Genomic DNA, 21,662 nt, shown 5'->3' on the forward strand with positions numbered 1-21,662 from the left:
TTTTCCGTTTTCTCAGGCATCCAGTTCGCCGGCAATCACATTCATGCTACTCATGGTCAGAATCGCATCCGACAACATAGAGCCTTTGATCATCTCCGGGTACGCTTGATAATAAATGAAACAAGGACGGCGCATGTGCAGTCTGAAAGGAGTGCGTCCGCCGTCGCTAATCAGGTAGAAACCGAGTTCTCCGTTTCCGCCTTCCACACAGTGATACACTTCGCCTTTCGGCACATCCGTTTCACCCATCACAATCTTGAAGTGATAGATGAGCGCTTCCATGTTGTTATATACTTCTTCTTTGGGGGGCAAATAGAAATCAGGCACTTTCGCATGGAAAGGTCCGTCGGGCATGTTTTTAATGGCCTGCTCAATGATGCTGAGGCTTTCCCACATCTCACCCTGGCGCACCATGAAGCGATCATACACGTCGCCGTTGGTTCCCACGGGGATGATGAAGTTGAAGTCTTCATACGAGCTGTAGGGTCTCGCCACGCGCACGTCGTAGTCAACACCGGCAGCGCGAAGGTTTGGTCCGGAGAAGCTATACTCCAGCGCACGCTCGCCTGTGATGCCGCCCACGCCAATGGTGCGGTCCATAAAAATCCGGTTGCGTTCCAGGAGGTTTTCAAACTCCTTCAGCACTTTCGGAAACTCTTTGAGGAAGCGATGGATTTTCTCCCATGCTTTCGGAGAGAAGTCGCGCTCAAAACCACCAATCCGTCCGATGTTCGACGTGAGGCGGGCGCCGCAGATCTCTTCGTAGATTTCATACACCAGCTCGCGCTGTTGGAACATATACACAAAGCCGGTCAAGGCCCCTGTGTCTACACCGATCACGGCGTTGCAAATCAAGTGGTCGGTGATGCGGGCCAGTTCCATAATGATCACGCGCATGTATTGCACGCGCTTGGGAATGTCGGCGCCGATAAGTTTTTCTACCGTCATGTGCCAGCCCAGGTTGTTGATGGGGGCCGAGCAATAGTTCATGCGGTCGGTGATGGGGGTGATCTGGTTGAACGGGCGGCGTTCGGCCAGTTTTTCGAATGCTCTGTGAATGTAGCCGATGGTAGGTTCCGCATCCACAATGATCTCGCCATCCATTTTCAGTACGTTCTGAAAAATACCGTGCGTGGCCGGGTGAGTCGGGCCAAGGTTCAGATATGAGTACTGCTTTTCTTCTTCCTGGTATGCTTGATCGGTGAATTGTTGCTTAACTTCTTCCATAGGATTTTATCGTCCAAACATAGTGTCGTTCTTATCTACCCGCACCTGGTCTTCCAGCGGAATTTCCTTGCGCAGCGGGAACACGATCATGTCTTCCACATTGAGGATGCGCTTCAGGTTGGGGTGGCCGGTGAAGATCACACCAAAAAAATCAAACGTCTCGCGTTCCATCCAGTTGGCCGATGCATGCACACTGGTGAGCGTGGGCACCTGCGGGTTCTCGGCCGGCAAATAAATCTTCAACCGAACACGCTCCCCACTCATCATGTTGTGAAGCTGATACATGATCGCGATCTGGTTGAGCTCCGGATAGTGAATGCCACACAAGGTGGTGAGGTAATGGTATTTGGTGTCGGTGTGGTCTTTCAGGTATTTGATGATCTCGATGATCTTGTCCTTCTTGAGGGTGATGGTCGGAAAATCATACAGCATGGCTGAATGAAGTATCTCCCCTTCAAATTTTTCGTTCAGTACGGCGATGTTTTTTTCGAGGGCTGTTCCTTCCATGCTATTCAATTCCGTATTGGTTCAACATGGCTTTGTATTCGGCAGAGTCTCTGCGGCGAAGCGATTCGTTTTCCACGAGGTATTGGATCTTCATCACACCGTCAATGATCTGTTCGGGGCGCGGGGGGCAACCGGGCACATATACGTCAACGGGAATGATGCGGTCAATGCCTTGCAACACGCTATAGGTATCGAATATGCCACCGCTGGAAGCACATGCTCCTACCGAAAGCACCCAACGGGGTTCAGCCATCTGTTCATAGACCTGGCGCAGCACGGGGCCCATCTTCTTGGCAATGGTTCCCATCACCATCAGCAGGTCGGCCTGGCGTGGCGAGAAGCTCAAACGCTCCGATCCGAAGCGGGCCAGGTCATAGTGCGCACCCATGGTGGCCATGAACTCGATGCCACAGCACGACGTGGCGAACGGCAACGGCCAGATGGAATTCTTTCGGGCCATGCCCACCACCTTCTCCAGGCTCGTGGCAAAGAAACCCGTGCCTTCCAGCCCGTCGGGCCGCTCCACCATCTTCACTTTTGTTGTTGTTGCTTCCATGTGCGTTATGTCAATCCTCCCACTTGAGGGCGCCTTTCTTGATGATATAATAAAATCCCAGCAACAGCGTGCTGATGAACAAAACCATTTCAATGAAACCTGTCATTCCCAGTCCTTTGAAGTTCACTGCCCAGGGGTACATAAAGATCACCTCCACGTCGAACAAAACAAAGAGAATGGCCACGAGGAAATATTTGATGTTGAAGGGAACACGGGCGTTGCCAACGGGCTCGATACCGCACTCAAAGGCATCCTGTTTGATCTTGGTTTTGCGCTTGGGGCCAAGCAAGTGTGTGGCCACCATGGTTGTTCCCACGAAGCCGAGGGCAACCACAAACATGATGGCTATCGGTGCGTATTGAATCAGACCGGAATCTTCCATAAGGTTTCAATTTCGTGGTAAAAGTATTGCTTTCTTAACTGTTATAATGCATCAGAAACATAAAAAATGCTACTCATTTCTTACGCATACGTTTGATGTCGGACATCTCTTTTGAGTTAAGAATCATTCTAATTTAGCCCGAAATAACGGTGTTGACAAGCGGTCGCGTGAGGGGCCAGATGGAGTGTTGATGTGTGCTGTTGTGATGGAAGAAGTTAGCGTTGACTTGATGGTGAGGCGGAGGTGTGTTGTGAAAAGGTGAAATGGATTTGGACTGGGTGGTGCCGGAAGGGAAGGTTGGCTGAAAGCCAACCTTGGTCAAGATATGAATGGAGCGGAAGGTATGGATGGGGTGACCGTTTGGCCCCCCGCGTCTTGGGGCAAATGGTGGCCTGGAAATGAAAAAAGGCCCTTTGGGGGCCTCTTTCGGTGAATTTTGGTCGTGACCGGTATACATTAAACCGATCAGATTTGATATACTTGCAACTCTTAAAACAAAATGGCCAGGGCAGGGCAACGATGCTAATGGGTCATGCGCAACCTTTAACTTTAACGCATGGATGCACGTTGTTGCCCTGCTGGCTCCCCGGCCAAATCTTTACTTGTCTTTCTTGAGTGCTGAACAGAAAATTCCCTCAAGGAGCTTCACCCCTCGAGGAAATCCTGTTTCAATTCTTATTGTTGCTGAAGGGCCTTGATAGCCTCAAGCGCCTTCACATCGTTGGGATCGATGGCCAACACCTTCTCCCAGTTCAATTTCGACTGCTTGCGGTCCGACTTCAGGAAGTAGTAATAGCCCAGGTAAGAATAGGCTTCCATCAGATCCTTCTTATTCGATTTCTCGGGTGTCGCCAATGACTTTTCGATCAGCTGCTCATATACTGGCTTTGCCACGCCTGCTTCCGACTCGGGATCAAGACCTGCTTTGGCGCGGGCATCCCACAGGTAGCTGGCCGGCAGATTGGGCTGGATCTCAATAAGCTTTGTGAACGCCGAATCGGCAGGTGCGTATTGTTCCGTCAGATAGAAGGCACGACCCAGGTTAAAATAATCCTTAGGCGATGGCTTCGAACGCAGCGGAATCAACGCTCTGTATTGTGGTATGGCGTCATTGTAGCGCTTCAGTTTGAACAGGGTCTCAGCCGCCAACTCGCGAATTTCGGGTTGGTTCTTTTCGATCTCAAGACTCTTCTGGAAGTTTACCACAGCCAATGAATCCTTGCCTGTTTTCAACAACAGTTTGCCATAGTAGGCAAACTCCGAGGCTTCGGCTTTCTCGTTTTGTACCGAGAAATATCTATCGAAGGCCTTCTGGCTTTCTTCCAGGTTGCCCGATTCGAACAGCGAGGCAGCATAATACTTCAGCGCGATCGGAGGAACATCGGGCTTGGCCACGATGGTCGCGAATTCCTTGTTTGCACGGGCATAGTCCTTCGACATGAAGATGAAGAATGCATAGCGGGTTCTGTTTTGTTCAGCTTTCTCGCTGTGCGCCATATACACTTCATAGTTTTTCACCGCTTTAGCACCGTCTTTCGCCAGGTAGTACAATTCGCCAAGCTCTTTGTAGGCGAGGGTGTACTCGGGGTCGATCGAGATTGCTTTGTTAAAAGCTTCTTCGGCTACCGGCACGTTTTGCGAACGGAGGTATACCAACCCGATTTTGTAGTGGGGCAATGCGATTTTAGGGTCCAGTTTGGCTGCGCGCTCGTAGGCACTCACCGCAGCACCACCGTTGTTCACACCAAGAAATGCGTCGCCAAGGAGCACTTCGGTCATCGCATTCTTTTCGTCAAGCTTCTTTGCTTTTTCAAGCAAGGGCATGGCGTCCTTTGCAGTCTGATTGCTGCCGAGGTAAGCTTCGGCAACAGCCTGGAGCACCGTCACGTCTTTCGACTTGGTGAGGGCAAGCGCTTTATCGAAAAGGGCTTTGGCATCGGTGGCTTGTTTTTCCTGGAGCGCAATGAGGCCTTTGCCTACATAGTTCAAGGCTTGTTTTTCGTCGGCAGCAATGCCTTTGGTGAACGTGGCTTTTGCCTTTTCGCGTTCGCCGTTTTTAATCTGGGCATAGCCGAGGTAATAATACAGGGGTGCTGGCGCGGGGTTCGCTGCGATGGCCTTTTCCAGTGTGGAAATGGCTTGCGACGGTTTGTCCAATTCAATGAGTCGCAACGCCTTTGTCACCTCAGGGTCTTGTTGCGCCGAAGCCGCCACAGACACCAGCATGACCAGGCCCAGTAGGAATTGTTTAAGGTTAACGCTATCTACAATTTCAAATCTCTTTTTCATACTTTCTGAATTAATGAATAGGTTCACGATTTACTTCTACAATGCGAATGGGCATGGTTGTTGGCACGAGGCCGAGTTTTAGAACAATCCGCTGTCCTTTTTCGCTTGCTACAAACGCTACAAATCCGCTGCCAAGTCTTGGCTTCGTTTCGCGGCTCACCATAAAAATATCTCGTGAAAGGGGGTAAAGTTTTTGTGCTATGTAGGCCTGGAATGGTTCGTAGGCCTCGCTGCTGCGGGTGATCCCCGCAACTTTTATCTGTTGCATGAAGCGATTGGAGGTAGAATCGTCGTTGTCGCTGATCCAGCCCACACCGATCAAGCCAATGGCATTTTTCTTTTTCGACACGTAGTCAACCACAGCTTCGTTGGAGTTGACGGCAAAGCAATTGGCGGGCAGGTTTCCGAAGTCACCCAGCGAATCGCGCAAATAGCGTATAATGCCGGAATTGGGGTGATCGAAGACCACCTCTATTTTAGCAGATGCCGCTTTTTTATTGATTTGCTTCCAGTCGGTGATTTTACCTTCCAGAATTTCTTTCAACTGGCTCAGTTGTAGTACGGTGTCGACATTGTTCTTGTGCAAAATGAGTGCAATGCCATCTTTGGCAAACTTCACTTCGTTGGGAACAATCTTTTGGGTATCGAGAACGGTTTGTTCTTCTTTTCTGATTTTCCGGGTAACAATGGCTATGCGGGCCGTGTCTTTCAGCACCAGGGCAATGGCTTCGTCTTCGGAGGTATAGATGGCATCGACGTGCGCATTTTTATACAAGCCTTCGAAGGCGTCGATTTCCGCTTCCATGAGAGGCTTCAACGATTCGTCCACTGCGATCTTGATGTGACCGGCTGTGGGGGTATCTTCGATGTACTCTCTTTTGCTACTCCTTGTGCAGGCACCGACGAACGCCAAGATTAATACGGCATAGACAGCGTTCCTCATTTCGTTTGCAATTATTTGAAGTATTTACGGTACACGCCGTATCCTCTGAACAGTCCGTATATGATCAGGAGACATCCCAATGGTAACGAATAGTTTGACGGGAGCCTGAACATTTCATCCGCCCGCCAAACTATCGCCACCCCAATGACAACATACACTACTGCCATGGCCAACCCGAGATATTTCATAATCATCTCGAACGGCGCAGCCGGTTTGTAACCATCAGTTCTGGGTCTCATGATACTACGTTGACAATTTGAATTTGATAGGCAACACAAAACGTGACTTTACAGCCTTACCGTTTTGTTTACCAGGCTTCCAGGGAGGCATGATCGAAACCACACGTGCAGCTTCTTTGTCGCACTCGGCGCTCACACCTTTGATTACCTGCACATCGCTGATGTTACCAGCTTTGTCTACCACGAAGCTCACGAACACCGATCCTTCAATGCCCATGCGGCGAGCCACAGCGGGATATTTCAGGTTCTTGCCCACGAATTTCGACATGGCCTGGAGACCACCTTCGAATTCTGCGGGTTGTTCTACTACGGTGAAGATCACATCTTCTTCTACTGCGGGCTTGGTCACTTCGGCTACGGGTTCATCGAACACCACTTCGCCTGTGCCTTCCACAGTTTCTGCTCCTGTGTCATTCTCCTTGATCTCGTCGATCGTAGGCATTTCTTCCTCTTCCTGAACTTCTTTCTCCGTTACTTTCGGAGGAAGGAATTTAATGATGGTCTTCACCGGAGGGGGAATGTCCAACTTCGGAGGAGGAGGTGTGTTTTCCTGGATTGGCGGAGGTGCCGCCAAGTCAGTGTATTTCGTGGTTTTCAGCACCGGAGCTTCAACCTCTTGCTGCCCCTTTATCCATTCGGAAATGGTGGGGTATGCCAGCACGAAGCCCAACACGAAGAGCATCGCGATCAATGCAAAGATCACGTGTTTCGAGTATGACTTCCGGATGAAATACGCACCGTATTCCTTGTTCCGGTTCTCGAACACCATGTCTTCCCACTGGGACTGAACGGTTAATTGTTCTGCTTTCATAAGTTCAATTCTTTTACTAATTCCTTATCCGTATCCGTCACTTTCACAATGGCGTATCGCTTCATGTCAGTGATGTTCATCTCGTCCAGGATATCCACCATGTTCTTGTACTTGGATTTCTCCAGTGCTTTGATCAGGATGATCATATCCTTGGTTTGAGCGTTCTGTGTCAACAACACTTTACGAATGCCATCTGCAGAAAAATTGGTTACTTCTAATTTAGGATCGGTGATCCCTTTGTACCAATAGATCTTATCTCCCTCACCCAAAATAAGGGTGAGTACCCGTTTCTCGTTCACTTCGGGCTGAACATCATCAGGCTTCGGTTTGTCCGGCATGGTGATCTCCATCGTCTGTGGTTTATTGAAGGTCGTGGTGAGCATGAAGAACGTGAGCAACAAGAAAGCAAGATCCACCATGGGTGTCATGTCAATTTTCGTTGACGATTTCTTACTTCTTACTTTGCCGTCCTTACTACCACCACCACCTTGCTGACTTACTTCTGACATAGTTTTATCAATTAAGTTGTGCTGGACCTTTTTCCATGTTCGTGATCAGATTGAACCGTGTTACGCGGTTATCGATCAGTGTGTTGATCACGTCTTCCACTACCGGGTAGTTTGAATCGCGGTCGCCTTTGATGGCGATACGAAGCTTGGGGTTTGTGGTACGTGAGAATACTACCCACTTCGCCAGCTGATTGTTGAGGGAGTCGGTGGGGATTCCGTTTTGCTTCACCTTCTTCCGTTCGTCTGGGCCGAGCGCCAGAAACTCTTTCAGGTTTCTGATGTCAAGACCGAAGCTGGGAAGTACAGAGAATCGTTCTTTTTCTTCATCCGAAAAAGGGATGTTATACTCCGTGCCCATTTTCCCCAACAGTTCCTGACGGTTGTATTTTCCGTCCATGTTGAAGAAGACAACGCCATCTTTGGAGATGGATATGGTCAAGATATCGACTTCCGGAAGTTTGATAACCGATACCGAAGACGGCATGTCTACCGACACCGGCTCTTCAGGTGCAAACTTTGTAGTGAGCATGAAGAACGTTACCAACAAGAAAGCCAAGTCAACCATAGGCGTCATGTCGAGCGACGGAGAACTCCTATGTACTTTTACTTTTCCCATAAAAATTAACCTTTAGATTTTGCCGTAAAGTTTTGAACGATGCTGTAGCTCGTTTCATCAATACCGTAAGTCAATGCATCAATAGCGGAAGTGAAGTAGTTGTAGAACACGATGGCTACCGCGGAAGTACCGATACCCAACGCTGTGTTGATAAGGGCTTCAGAGATACCGCTTGCCAGTTTCACCGCATCAGGAGCACCGGCTTGTGCCATGGCCGAGAAGGCGTTGATCATACCCAATACCGTTCCCAACAGACCCATCAGGGTTGCGATCGAAGCGATGGTGGCGATGATAACGAGGTTCTTCTCCAACATGGGCATTTCAAGTTGTGTTGTTTCTTCGATGTCTTTCTGGATCAGCAATACTTTTTGCTCAGCATCCAGTGTGTTGTCGCCCAACAAGGCATTGTATTTCGAAAGGCCGGCTTTTACCACGTTGGCAACCGATCCTTTTTGTTTGTCGCATTCTGCGATGGCTTGTGCGATGTTACCCGAAGCGAGGAGTGTTCTGATCTTCTGAACAAAAGAGCGAACGCTGCCTTTTCCTTTTGCTTTAGCAATGGTGAACAGACGTTCAATGGCAAACGTAACGGTCATCATCAAAAGAGAAATCAGGATGGGTACGATGGCGGGACCACCTTCGTGAACGGTACCCAAATAGTTTACGGGGTGATGGCTGGCGTCGAAGTTTTCTTCAGCACCCAGCACAAAGAAATAAAACAGATACGCCAGGGCAAGTTCTACAGGGATTATAACCGCGGCAAATCCGGATTTTACGCTGTCAGCTAAGGAATTGGAGGAATTCTGAGTTTTCATAAGTTAAAGGTTTACAAGTTTTATTAAAGTTTAAGTAAAGAAACAAGGTTCAATTCTTAGACTTGCCCGGTAACAAAGACAAGTCTATAATCTCAGGCACCCTCAAAAGTCACAGGCACCGTCTATTTATTTTTCTGTTTTTTAAAAATTCTTTTTCATCTCATCAAGGGTACGCATGGATCCAGCTATTTCACTTTCTCTTTCAACACTTTCCGCTGGCTCCGGAGAAACGTTGTGATCACGGGGATCGTTGAAACGAGAATCATGACCACGACGATGATCTCGAGGTGATCAATAAGTCCCGGAAAAGCGTTCCCTAACAAGTATCCCGCCAAAACCATGGAGACGATCCACGCTGTGGCGCCGAGTAAATTATAGATCCAGAACTTTTTGAAATCGATGCGGGCCATGCCGGCCAGGATCGGAACAAAGGTTCTGACAATAGGAAGAAATCTACCCAACACGAACGCCATCATGCCGTGTCGCTGGTAGAACGTCTCCGTCATATCAATGTATTTCTTCTTATAGAAGAAGTTTTCTTTGCGATGTTCGAGGTAGTTCTTTGCCCATCGGCCGATGCCATAACCGACCGTCGACCCCAGGATGGCCGCCAAAATAAGCAATGGAATTAAAATGCCCACAGGTGTGCTCAAGTATTTTGATTCGCACAATAAGCCCGCTGCAAACAACAACGAATCTCCGGGGAGGAAAAAACCAAAGAACAGCCCGGTTTCCGCGAAGATGATCCCGATCAGAAGGACAAGCCCTCCGTATTGGATGATCGTTTCGGGGTTCAATAAATCTCTGAATGATAGTGCAGCTCCAAGCATGTTAGGGGTTCATATTCAAATGATATGAAAGCGTAATATCGTGTAATAAAAAGCTATTTTGAAACTTTCTGATAAAGAACTATCAGAAAAAAGAATGCCCATGCCTAAGGAGCGTTAGCCGTGATGAGCACATAGAATATGTTGCGCTGAAAAGCATTGATGAAAAGTGCGGCATTGCGGTAGAAAGAGATGTTGAAAAGTTCAACACTTTGGGCAAAAACATCCCCCACACTGATGGAACCACGGCTGAAGGAAACGATCCTCACACCGGAGTCAGCAGCCTGATGCATCACGAGCGTTTTCGAGGAAAGTGCGCCAACCGTAAGGGAATATTCTGTCTTGGAAAAACCGGTCCTGGGAGTCGATCGCAAGCAGCCCATGATGCACGTGATGAGCAGGGCCTCAAAAACCACTCCTGATATTCTCCTGATTTTCGTGAACGTTATGTTCATTTCAATTTGTTCCAGACCATTGCGAAAGCTCGCAAATGTAAATTAAAATTTTCCAGCAAAAGTGAAATTCCAATGAAAATATTCCCTATTCGGGATGTTCCATTATGGAATCGTTTGATTAAAAAGCTGCGAAAAGATATGCCATCCGCGATTTATCTTGCCTACCGTTAGCATAAAATAACACATGAACGAATCGCCCTATATCGCCGTCACCATTGCTGAAATCCGTCTCGAAACACCCGACACCAAGTCGTTTGTGTTGCACCACGACTCGCCCCTCGCCTATCAGCCGGGACAGTTTCTCACCCTGGTGTTTCTCAAGCCGGGCAAAGAAGAACGACGCTCGTACTCTATTTCATCGCACCCACATTGGGGTGAGCCGCTCACCATCACGGTGAAGCGCATCGACAACGGCGAATACTCCCGTTTTCTGTTCGATCATTGCGCCGTGGGCGACACCCTGCTGACCATTGGCGCCTCGGGGTTCTTCTTATTGCCCGAGCACATTGAAGGACACTCACACTATTTTTTTATGGCGGCCGGCAGTGGCATTACGCCGATGTTGCCGCTTATCAAAACGCTTTTGCACGATCACCCAACACTTCATGTCTATTTGGTATACAGCAATCGCTCGGAGGACCGTGCGATATTCTACACCGCACTGAAAACACTCGAAAAAACATTTCCAAATTTTCACGTCCTCTACCTGTTCAGTGTGGCGAAAGATCTGATGAAGGCGAGGATCAGCAAACTGATGCTTCAGCATTATCTCGACAAAACACTGGGCGCCGAAAAAGACAAGGCTCTGTTTTACCTCTGTGGCCCACACGACTACATGCAGATGATTTCGATCACGCTGCTGACAGAGGGTGTTCCGCAAGCACAAATCCGAAAGGAAATTTTCAGCACCGTTAAACCCGTTGTGAAAGAACTTCCTCCCGATCAGTTGCCCCACCGCGTAACGCTTCACTACGCCGGGCACACGCATGCGCTAACGGTTCAATATCCTCTCACTATTTTGGAAACGGCCAAGCGCGCGGGCGTCGTGTTGCCCTACAGTTGTGAGGCCGGCAAGTGCGGCACATGTTCGGCCACCTGCCTGCAGGGAAAAGTGTGGCTCTCCTATAATGAAGTGCTGCTCGATAAAGAACTGGCGTCGGGCCGGGTGCTCACGTGCGTGGGCTATCCCTACGGAACCGACGATGTGGTGCTTGATTTTCCTTCGCTTCACTAAAGCAAAAAAAGAGAGGCTGGTATCGCTACCAGCCTCTCTTCTATTTTCTTTTGGCCGCTTAGTTTTCGAGGCCGAGTTCTTTGTAGCGTTTTTCAATGCGCTTGCTTTGATCTTCCAGACCGAGGTCGCGATAGATCGAGTAGAGCACATCCAAAACTTCCTGATCGCTGGGGTTCAGCTTTTCGGTGTTTTCCCAATAGGGCAATGCCACTTTCAGTTTCTCTACCAACACTTTGTCGATCTCCACTTTCTTCTTGCGATCGGCTTGCGAGATGCCGAGGCTCGACATTTCTTTCTTCAGGTTTGCTGCGTCGGTATACATCAATTTGGCCAGGTAGAACGATGCTTCGAAATACTTCGGATCGATGCGGAGTGCTTCTTCGTAGTTTTTCTTTGCTTCGGCATTGTTGTTCAGGTTCTGGTTGGCGTAGCCCAAATAGAAGTGAAGGATCTTGTTGTTGGGTTCCTTCTTCACGGCCGATTCCAATCCTGATTTTGCTTCATCGATGCGTTTCAAGTCGATGAGCAACCCGATCTCCACTTTGGGGAAGTCTGTGTTTTTAGGGAATTTTGCTTTCGCCTCGCGAACCAGTTTCAACGCTTCTTCTTTGTTTTCTTTAGGACCGCTGTTGATGTTCACCAACACCGAGTAGGCATCGGGCGATTTTCCACCCAACTCCATATATTTCTTGAAGTTGCTTTCAGCTTTGTCCCAGTTCTCCAGGCCGTTCGACACGAAGCCTGCATAGAAATAGGCTGTGGTGTCTTTGGGGGTGATGAGTTGCACTTTTTCAAAGTTCTTCAAAGCACCTTCCAGGTCTTCTTCCTGATAGAGGGTTGCACCTTTGTTGAGGTATCCGTTTGCCCACACGGCAATTTGCTGTGTTTTGGTTACGGGCAGACCGCTGGCTTCCTGCACAAAGTGCTCTTTGCCGGTGTTCATATCATCGCCTTTTTTGAAAGCGTCGAGGGCTGTCTGAAATGCATCGGGGGCCAATGCCTTGTAGGTTTCGTTTGATGTGGTGTCGATGGCAGCGTAGATCAGACCTTTATAATAGTAGGTCTTGGCATCGTTCGTGGTTTTTTCGTAGGTAGTTGCCAGGTCGATCATCGTTTTGGCTTCATCCAGCTTGCCCTCTTTGTAGAGGCTCAACGCTTTGTTAAGGTTGGGTTTCACCGCCTTTTGTGCATACGCGGAAACGGTGACCACCATTAACAGTAAGAGTGCTATTCTTTTCATCATGTTAACTGTAGGGTTTATGGTTCTTGATTTAAATCCGGGGGTAATGCTGCGCCGTCTTCAGGCTTGATGTCGGTGTCGGGCGGCGTGTCAAGTCCGGCTTCCTTCACTTCATCTTCGATCTTTTCGATCTTCTGAATTTTTTCAACGGACGAGATGCGGTCATCATCGTTCAGTTTGATAAGCCTTACGCCCTGTGTAGCGCGCCCCATGACACGGAGTTCGCCCACTTTGATGCGGATGGTTATGCCCGAACGGTTGATGATCATCAGTTCATCATCATCTCCCACTTCCTTGATGGCAACAAGCTTGCCAGTTTTGTCTGTGATGTTGAGCGTCTTCACGCCCTTGCCGCCCCGTTTGGTGATGCGGTAGTCGTCGATGAGCGAACGCTTGCCGTAGCCGTTTTCAGAAACCACCAGCAGGTTGGCGTCTTCGCGGCTGATGCACACCATGCCGATCACTTTGTCGGTTTCCGACTCGAGCGTGACGGCGCGAACACCGGCTGCCGTCCGGCCCATGGGGCGCACGTCGTTTTCGTTAAAGTGAACCGCCTTGCCTTCGCTTTTGGCTATGATGATGTGATTTTTTCCATTGGTCATGGAAGCATTCAACAACCGGTCGCCTTCGTGTATGGAGATGGCCGTGATGCCGCCCTGACGGGGACGTGAGTAGGCTTCGAGCGACGTCTTCTTGATGGTTCCGTTCTCCGTGCACAAGATCACGAAGTTGTTGTTGATGTATTCTTCGTCTGTGAGGTTTTTCACGTTGATCACCGCCCGCACGGTGTCGCCGGGCTCGATGTTGATCAGGTTTTGCACAGCCCGGCCTTTCGACGTTTTTGTTCCCTCGGGAATTTCGTAAACTCTCTTCCAGTATACTTTGCCCTGGTCGGTGAAAATGAGCAGGTAGTTGTGGGCCTGGGCCACAAACATGTGCTCGGTGAAGTCGTCTTCTTTGGTGGCGGCACCGCGTGATCCAACGCCCCCCCTACCCTGCGTACGGAATTCGGACAGGGAAGTGCGTTTGATGTAGCCCTGATTGGAAATGGTGATGAGCATTTCTTCGTTGGGGATCATGTCCTCATACGAGATGTCGTCTTCATTGGCCACCACTTCGGTTCTGCGCGCGTCGCCATAGCGATCTTTCAATTCGGCAAGCTCGTCTTTGATGATTTGCATGCGCAGGGCTTCGCTCGCCAGAATTTCGTTGAGGCGGTCGATGAGTGCTTTCACTTCTTTGTATTCTTCCTGAATCTTGTCACGCTCCAGGCCAGTAAGGCGCTGCAGGCGCATGTCGAGAATGGCTTTGGATTGGATCTCGGTGAGACCAAAACGCGTCATCAATCCTTCGCGTGCCGTTTCCGGATCTTTAGAGTTGCGTATGAGGGAGATCACTTCGTCCAGGTTGTCGAGGGCGATGAGATAACCTTCCAGGATGTGTGCTCTCTTTTCGGCTTCGGCCAGTTCGTATTTCGTGCGGCGAACCACCACTTCGTGACGGTGCTCTACGAAATATTTGATGAGGTCTTTCAGGTTCAGCGTTACGGGCCGGCCTTTCACCAGGGCCACGTTGTTGACACTGAAGGCCGACTGAAGCTGTGTGTATTTGAAAAGGTTGTTGAGAACGATGTTGGGGATGGCGTCGCGCTTCAGGTCATAGACCACACGGTAGCCTTCGCGATCCGATTCGTCGCGGATGTCGGAGATGCCTTCGATTTTTTTCTCGTTGATGAGGGCGGCGGTTTTTTCGATCATCATGGCTTTGTTCACCATGTAGGGAATTTCCGTCACCACAATCTGGTCCTTGCCGGTGGGCGAGGTCACGATTTCGGCTTTCGAACGCACCACGATGCGCCCCCGGCCGGTCATGAACGCTTCCTGAATGCCGGAGTGACCATAGATGATTGCGCCGGTGGGGAAGTCGGGGGCTGTGATGTGCTGCATCAGTTCCGGAATGGTAATCTCATTGTTGTCAATGTAGGCAACGATGCCGTTGATGACTTCGGTGAGGTTGTGGGGTGCCATGTTGGTGGCCATGCCCACGGCAATTCCGGAAGAGCCGTTGATGAGCAGGTTGGGGATCTTGCCGGGAAGCACTGTGGGCTCCGTGAGCGAGTCGTCGAAGTTGGGCTGGAAGTCAACCGTTTCTTTGTTGATGTCGGCCAGCAATTCTTCTGCAATGCGTTTGAGGCGGGCTTCGGTGTAGCGCATGGCGGCTGGAAAGTCGCCGTCGATAGAACCGAAGTTTCCCTGACCGTCTACCAGCGTGTAGCGCAGGGACCAGTCTTGTGCCATACGCACCATGGTGTCGTACACGGACGAATCGCCGTGGGGGTGATACTTACCCAAAACCTCGCCCACGATTCTGGCGGATTTTTTATAGGGCTTGTTGTAGTTCACACCCAATTCCTGCATCCCGTAGAGCACGCGTCTGTGCACCGGCTTGAGGCCGTCGCGAACGTCGGGCAATGCGCGTGAAATGATTACGGACATCGAATAGTCGATGTACGCACCGCGCATTTCATCTTCAATGTTGATGGGAATTATACTTTGCCTTGCTGGGGGTAGGCCTCCACTATCTTCTGCCATGTAAAATCGTTGTTTTTAGCTTAAAAGGGGCTCTTTTTAAAGCTGTGCAAGATAATAAAAAACACTGTTTATTAACCGCTATCCGCAAATAGTTTATCGTGTTTTTTGCAGTTGATTTTGGTGCTTCACAAACGTTGAAAAACCGTGCTGGCAAAGCGATCAGTACGGGCTGAGCTTGCGCTTGTTTTTGCCTTTGTACTTGATGAGGTTGGGATGATTTTCGCCGTAGTGCGGGTTCTGTTTTTTGTAGATGGGATGCACGCGGCTGCGATACTCGCGGTTGCCGTGCGCGTGATTCATCTGTGCTTTGCACGTCTTCAGGAAGCACCTGCGCAATTCGGGGAAACGATAGGTCACGCCCACGTTCACATAGAACGCATTGAATTTATTCGTGATGCTTTGCCCACCTTCGGGGGGTGTTATCTTGTAGCTCTTGATCTCGTATGACGGCCGCACAAACACCCGGAAATATTCCGACATCTCCCGCTCCACCGCCGCGCCGATGTTGAGATACACGCCCTTCTGCATCACACTCTTGTCGAAGTTCTTGCCCATGCTGTAGCCACCGATGTTGGCGTCGATCACCAGCAGGTATTCGTTGTAGCGGTAGACGGTGCCGCCGATCATGCCGAAGTATTTCTTCAGAAAGAAGCTGGAGAAGTCGGTGTTGAATGCGCTGATCCGGTCGCCATAGTTGGTGGGCTTGAAGGTTCCCATGTGCGTGTACTCAAACGAATAGCCCGCGCCGATGCGATACCGGTCGAACTCCACGTGTATGGTGGCCTTGATGGGGATGTTAAACGATTTGCCTTTGAAGCCCAGCTTGGTGGTGTCGGAGTTGGCCAGGAAGGCTCCTGCCTGTACCGTGTTGCCGGTGGGGGTTATCTTGTTCACCCATTTCGAATAGCCGGTTCCCACGGTGTTGCCGGGAAACAGTTTAGGCACCGAGTCGGGGTTCTGCAAAATGCCATAACCTTTCAGATCATGCTTGAACGTTGTGTTGCCATAGCCGGTGCTGAGGCCAAAGGTTACTTTGCTCAGTATTCGCCGGAAGCCGCTGATGCCTTGGCGTTTGATGTAGAAGTTTTCGAGGGGAATTGAGGCGTCGCTTTCGCTTTCGTATTGTGCCCAGGCCGACTCGGGCAGGCATGCCAGACACAGAACAACAAGCGCCAGTATTGGGGTGTAACGTCTCAGAAAAAAAACCGGTTTATGCCTCAAAAGTCAAAAAATGTAAGCCGTTCATAATCTGCTCATTGGGCGTTAAAGGTAAGTCAAATTCCGCAATCATCCTATTGTTGCCTGTGGCGCATCACCGCCTACGGGAAATTCAAACCATACTGTCGCCCAAGTGTCGCGAAAAGTATACAAGATACGCGTTGCCGGTGTGTCGCGCCACAGAAATTTTGGTGGTGGTTCCCCTCAGTAAAAGCTATAGCTCGCCGGTAATGTTTCTAACGACGAGAAGGTATGAAAAAGTGTCTGTCCTTTTTTGGGCTCGTAGGTAAAGTTGTAGTCGGTGGGCTGGTGTTCGCCGTTTTGCAAGGTGAGCTTCACGTTGTTTGCGCCTTCCTTCAGCGGCATGCGGGCATAGAAGATGCTGTGTGGCAATGTTTGCCAGTTTCGGGTGTCGGCTTTTTCTGTCATGGCGTTGACCATGCCCAACACAGCACCCAGGCGGTCGTCCTTTTTCCGAAGGCCTTGCTCGGCCGCTTTTTTCAGGGCTGCACGCAAAAGTCCTTTTCCAAATTCCTGGAGCATGCGCTGACGCAAACTTTTAAAGGCAACCTTGTTGATGTCTTCGGCCAGTGCTAACGGATAGGTTGCTCCGGCACTTTCGAGGTTTGCCGAAGGGAAATACAACGGGCGCTCCACATAGCGCGGAAATGCCACGCGAAACACCTGCAGGCTGGCGAGATCGCGCCGCTCTTTCTCGTCTTCTACAGGGAAGGGAAATGAAAATCCCAGTTGCTCATTGCTGAACACCATGACGTTGCCCACGCCGGGGGCGATCACAAAATTAATGCTCCACTCGCTTTTCACAGGGGCAAGTCCGTTGTGCCAGAAAAAAACCAGTTCGGCATCGGGTTGCACCGCCGTGTAGTCGGGCATGTCGAATTTGGCTTTATAGTTTTCAAACTCGTCTACAAAGCCTGTCCAGTAGGCGGTGTTGAGCAGGTCTTTTTTGAGTTGTTCCGGCACCGTCATGCTGAACATGCGGGCGTAGTCATTTTCATAGACGTCTACCGCATTCCGATAAGCAATGAAGGCGTTGTTGTAGTCTTTGGCCGATTGATAGATGATGCCCATGAGCGTGTGAATGAACGCGTCGCGCTGCAATTTTTCTTCGGAGGCATATTTGTCGGTGAGCTGGTTGAGGCGGATGTTGAGGCGACGGCATTCGATCAGTGCGCTTTCGGGTTGATTTAACTTCAGGTAGTTGATGGCTTTGAAATAGAGCAACATCAAATGTTCGTGGTCTTCGCCGCGATAGACGGTGAAGTTGGGATTGGTGAGATAGGACGTTGCTTCGTTGAAATAGTTGATGCGATAGTCTTCGCCAAAAAGAAATGCCTTTTCGAAGTAGTCGTTGCTTTCGGCATACTGGCCTGTGATGGAAAGCAGCAGTCCTTTGTTCACGAAGTAGATGAAGCGCGATTTACTTTCGGCTTCGCCGGGTTTCATGGCGTTGAGGGCCTGCTTCAGATCGCCCTTTTCAAACTCGTAGTTGAACTCGCCGTGCTGTTGATAATAGGTGGCGCAAGCCGACAGTGACGTGACGGCGACGATGAGTAAGAGTCCACGAAACAACACGCGCTTCATGTGTGCTATCAGTTCTTCACAAATTTCTTGATCTCCTGCTGTCCGTACCACACGCGTTTGCCGGTCTCGATGTCGGTGAGGTAGAGTGTGGTGATGTAGTTGACGACGCGCTTTTTGTTGCTGGTGTCTGTTTCCGACGTCATGTCGCCAAACAGCATGAGGCTTGCGCCGATTTCCTTGCCCCACTGCGACACGGTGGCGGGATCGGCAAAGTCCTGCTGTTGGGCGCGCTCTTGCCGGAGTTTGTCGCGAAAGGTTTCCGACTCCACCACTTCGGCGAAGTTGGAATTATAGATGGCCACTTCCAGCTTTTTGATGTAGTTGTCGGCGTCGATGTGTTCGCTGGTTTTGTTCCGGATCAGGCCCACCACAATGGCGGGCTTACGGCCTTTCTCCTTCGCATATTCCTTGAATTTTTCGGAAGTCATGAGCTCGCTGATCATTTTGTCGGCTACGATGCGCGAATCAGAGTCGTTCCAGCGGCCGCTCAGATCGATGGCGGTGTCGGGGGTGACGCGGGTAACACTTCGTTGACAGGAGAAAGATAGCGAGGCAACCAGGGCAGCGATGACGAAGTATTTCATGGGAACGCGAATATGATAGCTTGAAAAACAAGAACCTTGCCGAAGATACGGAGAAAGTGCCGTGAAAGTTTTTTAGGGGGCACGGTCCTGCAGAAAAATTACCGGATGGCCTTTAGCAACCGGATCGTCTCAATGGGGTTTTCGGAGCTGAACACAAAGTTTCCCGCCACAAGCACATCGGCGCCGGCATCCAGCAGCAACTTGGCATTTTGCTGGTTCACACCGCCGTCGATTTCAATTTTGGCGTGAGCGTTGTTGTCGAGGATCAGCTTTTTGAGTTTCTCCACTTTGCGGTAGGTGTGTTCAATAAACTTCTGTCCGCCAAAGCCGGGGTTCACAGACATGACGCACACCAGGTCGATGTCGGCGATAATGTTTTCGAGCTGCACCACGGGTGTGTGCGGGTTGATGGCCACTCCAGCCTGGCATCCCAGGGCTTTGATCTGCTGAATGGTGCTGTGCAGATGGGTGCAGGCCTCCACGTGAACCGAAATGGAATGCGCACCGGCATTGCAGAACGCGGCGAGGTAACGCTCGGGATTCACAATCATGAGGTGAACATCGAGCGGTTTTTTCGCATGACGCTTCACGGCTTCCACCACGGGAAGGCCCATAGAGAAGTTGGGCACAAACACACCGTCCATAATGTCGACGTGCATCCAGTCGGCTTCGCTCGCGTTGATCATTTTCACTTCGCGTTCCAGGTTGGCAAAGTCGGCGGCTAGGATGGATGGGGCAATGATGGGCGTTTGCATGTGTGTCGGTAAAATCTGCGAACAAAAATAAGACTTCGCCGCTAACGCCAAGGGGATTTGAGAAATTTGATCTTCCTAAATCTTGATGAGCTTGTAGACGAACCGTCGATCACCCCAGGTCAGCCGGAGCACATACACTCCCGACGCCACCTGCGAAAGGTCGGCCGTGTAGGTGCGGGCAAGCCACGAGAACGCGATCTCGCTGCGCAGCACCAAACGTCCCTGCGACGACACGATTTCCACCTGGCACGTTGCCACTTCGTTGGGGTTGAACGGGCGGATGGTGAGGGAGTCGTGTGTGATGGGGTTGGGATAAACTTCGAACGTATTTTCCTGCGTTTGTTGCTCCACGTAATTCACCACTGCTTTGAAGTTGGGGATGCCATAGCCTAACAGGTTGTCGGGGTTGTTGGCCTGCGACGCGGACTTCCGGATCAGGTCCATCACTTCTTTGGCGCTCAGCTCCGGATAGCGTTGCCACACCCCGGCCACAAGGCTTGTGATGAGCGGAGCCGCCACCGAGGTGCCCGTGGCACTTCCAGTGGAACCATCGGGACGGATGATGCTGTTGGAAACGCCCATGGCTGCCACATCCGGTTTTATTCTTCCGTCGGCCGAGGGGCCGATGGAACTTGAACCATAGCGAATGCCTCCCATGCTCACGCAGCCTGTGGCGAGCACGTCTTTGGCATCGGCCGGGGCCGTCACTATTTGCCAGGCTTTGCCGCCTTCGTTACCGGCGCTGCACACCACCACCACGCCGCGGTCGGCCAGCCACTGCGCAGCTTGTGAGATCACCGTGGTCTTGCCATCCATCGCACTTTTGGCATAGTTCATGGACGCGTCGTCGAAATCAAAATAGCCAAGCGACGAATTCACAATGTCAACGCCTGCGCTATCGGCCCGCTCGGCGGCGAAGAGCCAGTTGTATTCTTCGATGCGATATTCCGATCCCGTATCTTCCGTGACGTAGAGCTGATAAGTGGCTTCATATGCCCCGCCCGTAAAGACGCCTTGTTGGTTGGCGGCGATGATGGAGAACACTTCGGTGCCATGTTCATTGTATTGAAACACGTTGTCGGAATTGGCAATGAAGTCGCGCGAGGCCGCGAGGTCGATTTGATGGTTGTCGATGAGGTGTTGAAATGGTGTGGTGGTGTTCACGCCGGGAAAACCGCCGTCGAACACGCCGATCACCCGGGTTTGTCCTTTGTAGCCTGCGGCCTGCATCTGGTCGAGGCCTATCATCTGCAACTGCGCCTGCGTTTTCGAAGCCACCTCGTCGGCCTTGATGGCGTAGGTCACTTTCTTTCTTCCTGACTTTTGCAATTTTGCGTTGGGCGCCACAAACTCCACGTGGTCAACAAAGGCGAGGGCTTGCAACGTGGGCAGCAACGCGTTGTCGCATTGCACCAGCACGCCGTTCATCCAGCGGGTGGAGAAGAATGTTTCGGCACCAGCATCTTGCAGTGCCTCCACGTAGGCCTTGTTTACCGGAAAATCCTGTTCGGTTATGTTAACTCCTTGTTGTGTTCGGCGATCGATTGCGCGCTGCGAGAGAAAGACAAGGGGCGCGTCAACGCTGTAGGATGTGCCTGTTCGGTCTTTAAAAAAAACCATGTAGCGGTTCACCTGTGCAGTAGTTGTCGCCAGGATGGCCGAGCACAGCAGCGTCAGGATCGCCTTACTCCACACCATGTGTCTTCAGGGTTTGCGTGTAGATGATTCCCTCGTCAACAATCTGCTGGCCGAGGCAACCGGCGTTGGTGTCGGTGCAATAGTGAAGTTGTGTAATTTGTTTGGAGATAAGACCCGCCTGGCGCGCGTAGATTTCCTGGCGCTGATCCAGAAACACAATGAGGTCGTTGTTGTCGCTTTGATTCACCGTGATGCAATCCTCAAACACGGTAGTGCCCACAGCCTGGGGCTGGCCAAGGTTCTGAAGGCTGTAGGTTTCCTCGACGCCGGTGTTGAATTGATTTCCATTCCAGGAAATGCCTTCCGCGACGGGAAAAGTAAGTTTAACATAGGCCACGTTTTCTTCCTGCACCACGGCCTGTCTATCGCTGCGTGTGGCTGACCACGTGTCGAGGTAGGTCCAGCTGGTTTCTCCCGCATTGCGTTTGCTGCGATAGAGCACATAGGTGTAGTCGCCGTTGGACGTAGCAAACGAGTCGGCCACCTGCACCTTCAGTTCATAGGCGAGCGTTTCCGGCACGCCCAGGACGTACTTCACCTGGTTGACGTCATAGATTTGGT

21 protein-coding genes are annotated in these 21,662 nt (G+C 50.7%); 1 reads left to right on the forward strand and 20 read right to left on the reverse strand.

Annotation, left to right across the window (positions count from 1 at the left end):
* Positions 1 to 12: 12 nt before the first annotated feature.
* The 12 genes from nuoD to JI741_RS26935 all read right to left on the reverse strand — a co-directional run bounded on the left by nuoD (position 13) and on the right by JI741_RS26935 (position 10,176).
* Positions 13 to 1,227, reverse strand: a complete 1,215-nt coding sequence (gene nuoD / locus JI741_RS26880) for an NADH dehydrogenase (quinone) subunit D (RefSeq protein ID WP_202014886.1) — start codon at positions 1,225 to 1,227, stop codon at positions 13 to 15.
* A 6-nt stretch (positions 1,228 to 1,233) separates the two neighbouring features.
* On the reverse strand, positions 1,234 to 1,734 hold the full coding sequence (locus JI741_RS26885) for an NADH-quinone oxidoreductase subunit C (RefSeq protein WP_202014888.1): 501 nt from the start codon (positions 1,732 to 1,734) through the stop codon (positions 1,234 to 1,236).
* 1 nt (position 1,735) lies between these two features.
* Complete coding sequence (locus JI741_RS26890; RefSeq protein WP_202014891.1) at positions 1,736 to 2,290, reverse strand: NADH-quinone oxidoreductase subunit B; 555 nt, start codon at positions 2,288 to 2,290, stop codon at positions 1,736 to 1,738.
* Positions 2,291 to 2,300: 10 nt separating this feature from the next.
* Positions 2,301 to 2,672: an NADH-quinone oxidoreductase subunit A gene (locus JI741_RS26895; protein WP_202014893.1), complete on the reverse strand. Its 372-nt coding sequence runs from the start codon at positions 2,670 to 2,672 to the stop codon at positions 2,301 to 2,303.
* Between the two features lie 675 nt (positions 2,673 to 3,347).
* Positions 3,348 to 4,961, reverse strand: coding sequence for a tetratricopeptide repeat protein (locus tag JI741_RS26900; protein ID WP_202014895.1), 1,614 nt, complete (start codon positions 4,959 to 4,961; stop codon positions 3,348 to 3,350).
* 10 nt (positions 4,962 to 4,971) lie between these two features.
* Positions 4,972 to 5,904: a PstS family phosphate ABC transporter substrate-binding protein gene (locus JI741_RS26905; RefSeq protein WP_202014897.1), complete on the reverse strand. Its 933-nt coding sequence runs from the start codon at positions 5,902 to 5,904 to the stop codon at positions 4,972 to 4,974.
* 243 nt (positions 5,905 to 6,147) lie between these two features.
* Positions 6,148 to 6,954 (reverse strand): energy transducer TonB, encoded by an 807-nt coding sequence (locus JI741_RS26910; RefSeq protein ID WP_202014899.1) that lies wholly within the window; start codon positions 6,952 to 6,954, stop codon positions 6,148 to 6,150.
* Complete coding sequence (locus tag JI741_RS26915; RefSeq protein ID WP_202014901.1) at positions 6,951 to 7,463, reverse strand: ExbD/TolR family protein; 513 nt, start codon at positions 7,461 to 7,463, stop codon at positions 6,951 to 6,953. The genes JI741_RS26910 and JI741_RS26915 overlap by 4 nt, the downstream gene beginning before the upstream one ends.
* A 7-nt stretch (positions 7,464 to 7,470) precedes the next feature.
* The gene (locus JI741_RS26920) at positions 7,471 to 8,079 is read right to left on the reverse strand and encodes an ExbD/TolR family protein (RefSeq protein ID WP_202014903.1); all 609 of its coding nucleotides are present in this window, start codon (positions 8,077 to 8,079) and stop codon (positions 7,471 to 7,473) included.
* 5 nt (positions 8,080 to 8,084) lie between these two features.
* Positions 8,085 to 8,894 carry a MotA/TolQ/ExbB proton channel family protein gene (locus tag JI741_RS26925; RefSeq protein ID WP_202014905.1) on the reverse strand — a complete coding sequence of 270 codons (810 nt, stop codon included), beginning with the start codon at positions 8,892 to 8,894 and terminating at the stop codon, positions 8,085 to 8,087.
* Positions 8,895 to 9,079: 185 nt separating this feature from the next.
* Complete coding sequence (locus tag JI741_RS26930; RefSeq protein WP_202014907.1) at positions 9,080 to 9,724, reverse strand: DedA family protein; 645 nt, start codon at positions 9,722 to 9,724, stop codon at positions 9,080 to 9,082.
* Positions 9,725 to 9,828: 104 nt separating this feature from the next.
* Positions 9,829 to 10,176, reverse strand: coding sequence for a hypothetical protein (locus JI741_RS26935; protein ID WP_202014908.1), 348 nt, complete (start codon positions 10,174 to 10,176; stop codon positions 9,829 to 9,831).
* 184 nt (positions 10,177 to 10,360) lie between these two features.
* Between JI741_RS26935 and JI741_RS26940 the strand changes: the two genes are divergently transcribed.
* Positions 10,361 to 11,410 (forward strand): ferredoxin--NADP reductase, encoded by a 1,050-nt coding sequence (locus JI741_RS26940; protein WP_202014910.1) that lies wholly within the window; start codon positions 10,361 to 10,363, stop codon positions 11,408 to 11,410.
* 58 nt (positions 11,411 to 11,468) lie between these two features.
* Here the strand turns inward: JI741_RS26940 and JI741_RS26945 are convergent, their stop codons facing one another.
* The 8 genes from JI741_RS26945 to JI741_RS26980 all read right to left on the reverse strand — a co-directional run bounded on the left by JI741_RS26945 (position 11,469) and on the right by JI741_RS26980 (position 21,639).
* A complete protein-coding gene (locus JI741_RS26945; protein ID WP_202014913.1) occupies positions 11,469 to 12,653 on the reverse strand; it encodes a tetratricopeptide repeat protein in 1,185 nt (394 codons plus the stop codon).
* Between the two features lie 14 nt (positions 12,654 to 12,667).
* The gene (gene gyrA / locus JI741_RS26950) at positions 12,668 to 15,241 is read right to left on the reverse strand and encodes a DNA gyrase subunit A (protein ID WP_202014915.1); all 2,574 of its coding nucleotides are present in this window, start codon (positions 15,239 to 15,241) and stop codon (positions 12,668 to 12,670) included.
* Between the two features lie 159 nt (positions 15,242 to 15,400).
* Entirely contained in the window at positions 15,401 to 16,462 is a 1,062-nt protein-coding gene (locus tag JI741_RS26955) for a putative outer membrane beta-barrel protein (RefSeq protein WP_202014917.1), read from the reverse strand.
* Positions 16,463 to 16,663: 201 nt separating this feature from the next.
* A complete protein-coding gene (locus JI741_RS26960; RefSeq protein ID WP_202014919.1) occupies positions 16,664 to 18,064 on the reverse strand; it encodes a COG3014 family protein in 1,401 nt (466 codons plus the stop codon).
* 8 nt (positions 18,065 to 18,072) lie between these two features.
* The gene (locus tag JI741_RS26965; RefSeq protein ID WP_202014921.1) at positions 18,073 to 18,648 is read right to left on the reverse strand and encodes a penicillin-binding protein activator LpoB; all 576 of its coding nucleotides are present in this window, start codon (positions 18,646 to 18,648) and stop codon (positions 18,073 to 18,075) included.
* A gap of 98 nt (positions 18,649 to 18,746) precedes the next feature.
* A complete protein-coding gene (gene rpe, locus JI741_RS26970) occupies positions 18,747 to 19,403 on the reverse strand; it encodes a ribulose-phosphate 3-epimerase (RefSeq protein WP_202014922.1) in 657 nt (218 codons plus the stop codon).
* 75 nt (positions 19,404 to 19,478) lie between these two features.
* On the reverse strand, positions 19,479 to 21,101 hold the full coding sequence (locus JI741_RS26975; RefSeq protein WP_202014924.1) for a S8/S53 family peptidase: 1,623 nt from the start codon (positions 21,099 to 21,101) through the stop codon (positions 19,479 to 19,481).
* Positions 21,088 to 21,639: a hypothetical protein gene (locus JI741_RS26980; protein ID WP_202014926.1), complete on the reverse strand. Its 552-nt coding sequence runs from the start codon at positions 21,637 to 21,639 to the stop codon at positions 21,088 to 21,090. Before JI741_RS26980 ends, JI741_RS26975 begins: the two co-directional genes overlap by 14 nt.
* Between the last annotated feature and the right edge of the window lie 23 nt (positions 21,640 to 21,662).

It is taken from the genome of Chryseolinea lacunae (assembly GCF_016735595.1).
GTDB lineage: Bacteria > Bacteroidota > Bacteroidia > Cytophagales > Cyclobacteriaceae > Chryseolinea > Chryseolinea lacunae.

Excerpts from the sequence above, each read along its gene's own strand:
- nuoD (WP_202014886.1), bottom strand. The coding sequence starts at position 1,227 with ATGGAAGAAGTTAAGCAACAATTCACCGATCAAGCATACCAGGAAGAA.
- JI741_RS26885 (WP_202014888.1), bottom strand. The coding sequence starts at position 1,734 with ATGGAAGGAACAGCCCTCGAAAAAAACATCGCCGTACTGAACGAAAAA.
- JI741_RS26890 (WP_202014891.1), bottom strand. The coding sequence starts at position 2,290 with ATGGAAGCAACAACAACAAAAGTGAAGATGGTGGAGCGGCCCGACGGG.
- JI741_RS26895 (WP_202014893.1), bottom strand. The coding sequence starts at position 2,672 with ATGGAAGATTCCGGTCTGATTCAATACGCACCGATAGCCATCATGTTT.
- JI741_RS26900 (WP_202014895.1), bottom strand. The coding sequence starts at position 4,961 with ATGAAAAAGAGATTTGAAATTGTAGATAGCGTTAACCTTAAACAATTC.
- JI741_RS26905 (WP_202014897.1), bottom strand. The coding sequence starts at position 5,904 with ATGAGGAACGCTGTCTATGCCGTATTAATCTTGGCGTTCGTCGGTGCC.
- JI741_RS26910 (WP_202014899.1), bottom strand. The coding sequence starts at position 6,954 with ATGAAAGCAGAACAATTAACCGTTCAGTCCCAGTGGGAAGACATGGTG.
- JI741_RS26915 (WP_202014901.1), bottom strand. The coding sequence starts at position 7,463 with ATGTCAGAAGTAAGTCAGCAAGGTGGTGGTGGTAGTAAGGACGGCAAA.
- JI741_RS26920 (WP_202014903.1), bottom strand. The coding sequence starts at position 8,079 with ATGGGAAAAGTAAAAGTACATAGGAGTTCTCCGTCGCTCGACATGACG.
- JI741_RS26925 (WP_202014905.1), bottom strand. The coding sequence starts at position 8,894 with ATGAAAACTCAGAATTCCTCCAATTCCTTAGCTGACAGCGTAAAATCC.
- JI741_RS26930 (WP_202014907.1), bottom strand. The coding sequence starts at position 9,724 with ATGCTTGGAGCTGCACTATCATTCAGAGATTTATTGAACCCCGAAACG.
- JI741_RS26935 (WP_202014908.1), bottom strand. The coding sequence starts at position 10,176 with ATGAACATAACGTTCACGAAAATCAGGAGAATATCAGGAGTGGTTTTT.
- JI741_RS26940 (WP_202014910.1), top strand. The coding sequence starts at position 10,361 with ATGAACGAATCGCCCTATATCGCCGTCACCATTGCTGAAATCCGTCTC.
- JI741_RS26945 (WP_202014913.1), bottom strand. The coding sequence starts at position 12,653 with ATGATGAAAAGAATAGCACTCTTACTGTTAATGGTGGTCACCGTTTCC.
- gyrA (WP_202014915.1), bottom strand. The coding sequence starts at position 15,241 with ATGGCAGAAGATAGTGGAGGCCTACCCCCAGCAAGGCAAAGTATAATT.
- JI741_RS26960 (WP_202014919.1), bottom strand. The coding sequence starts at position 18,064 with ATGAAGCGCGTGTTGTTTCGTGGACTCTTACTCATCGTCGCCGTCACG.
- JI741_RS26965 (WP_202014921.1), bottom strand. The coding sequence starts at position 18,648 with ATGAAATACTTCGTCATCGCTGCCCTGGTTGCCTCGCTATCTTTCTCC.
- rpe (WP_202014922.1), bottom strand. The coding sequence starts at position 19,403 with ATGCAAACGCCCATCATTGCCCCATCCATCCTAGCCGCCGACTTTGCC.
- JI741_RS26975 (WP_202014924.1), bottom strand. The coding sequence starts at position 21,101 with ATGGTGTGGAGTAAGGCGATCCTGACGCTGCTGTGCTCGGCCATCCTG.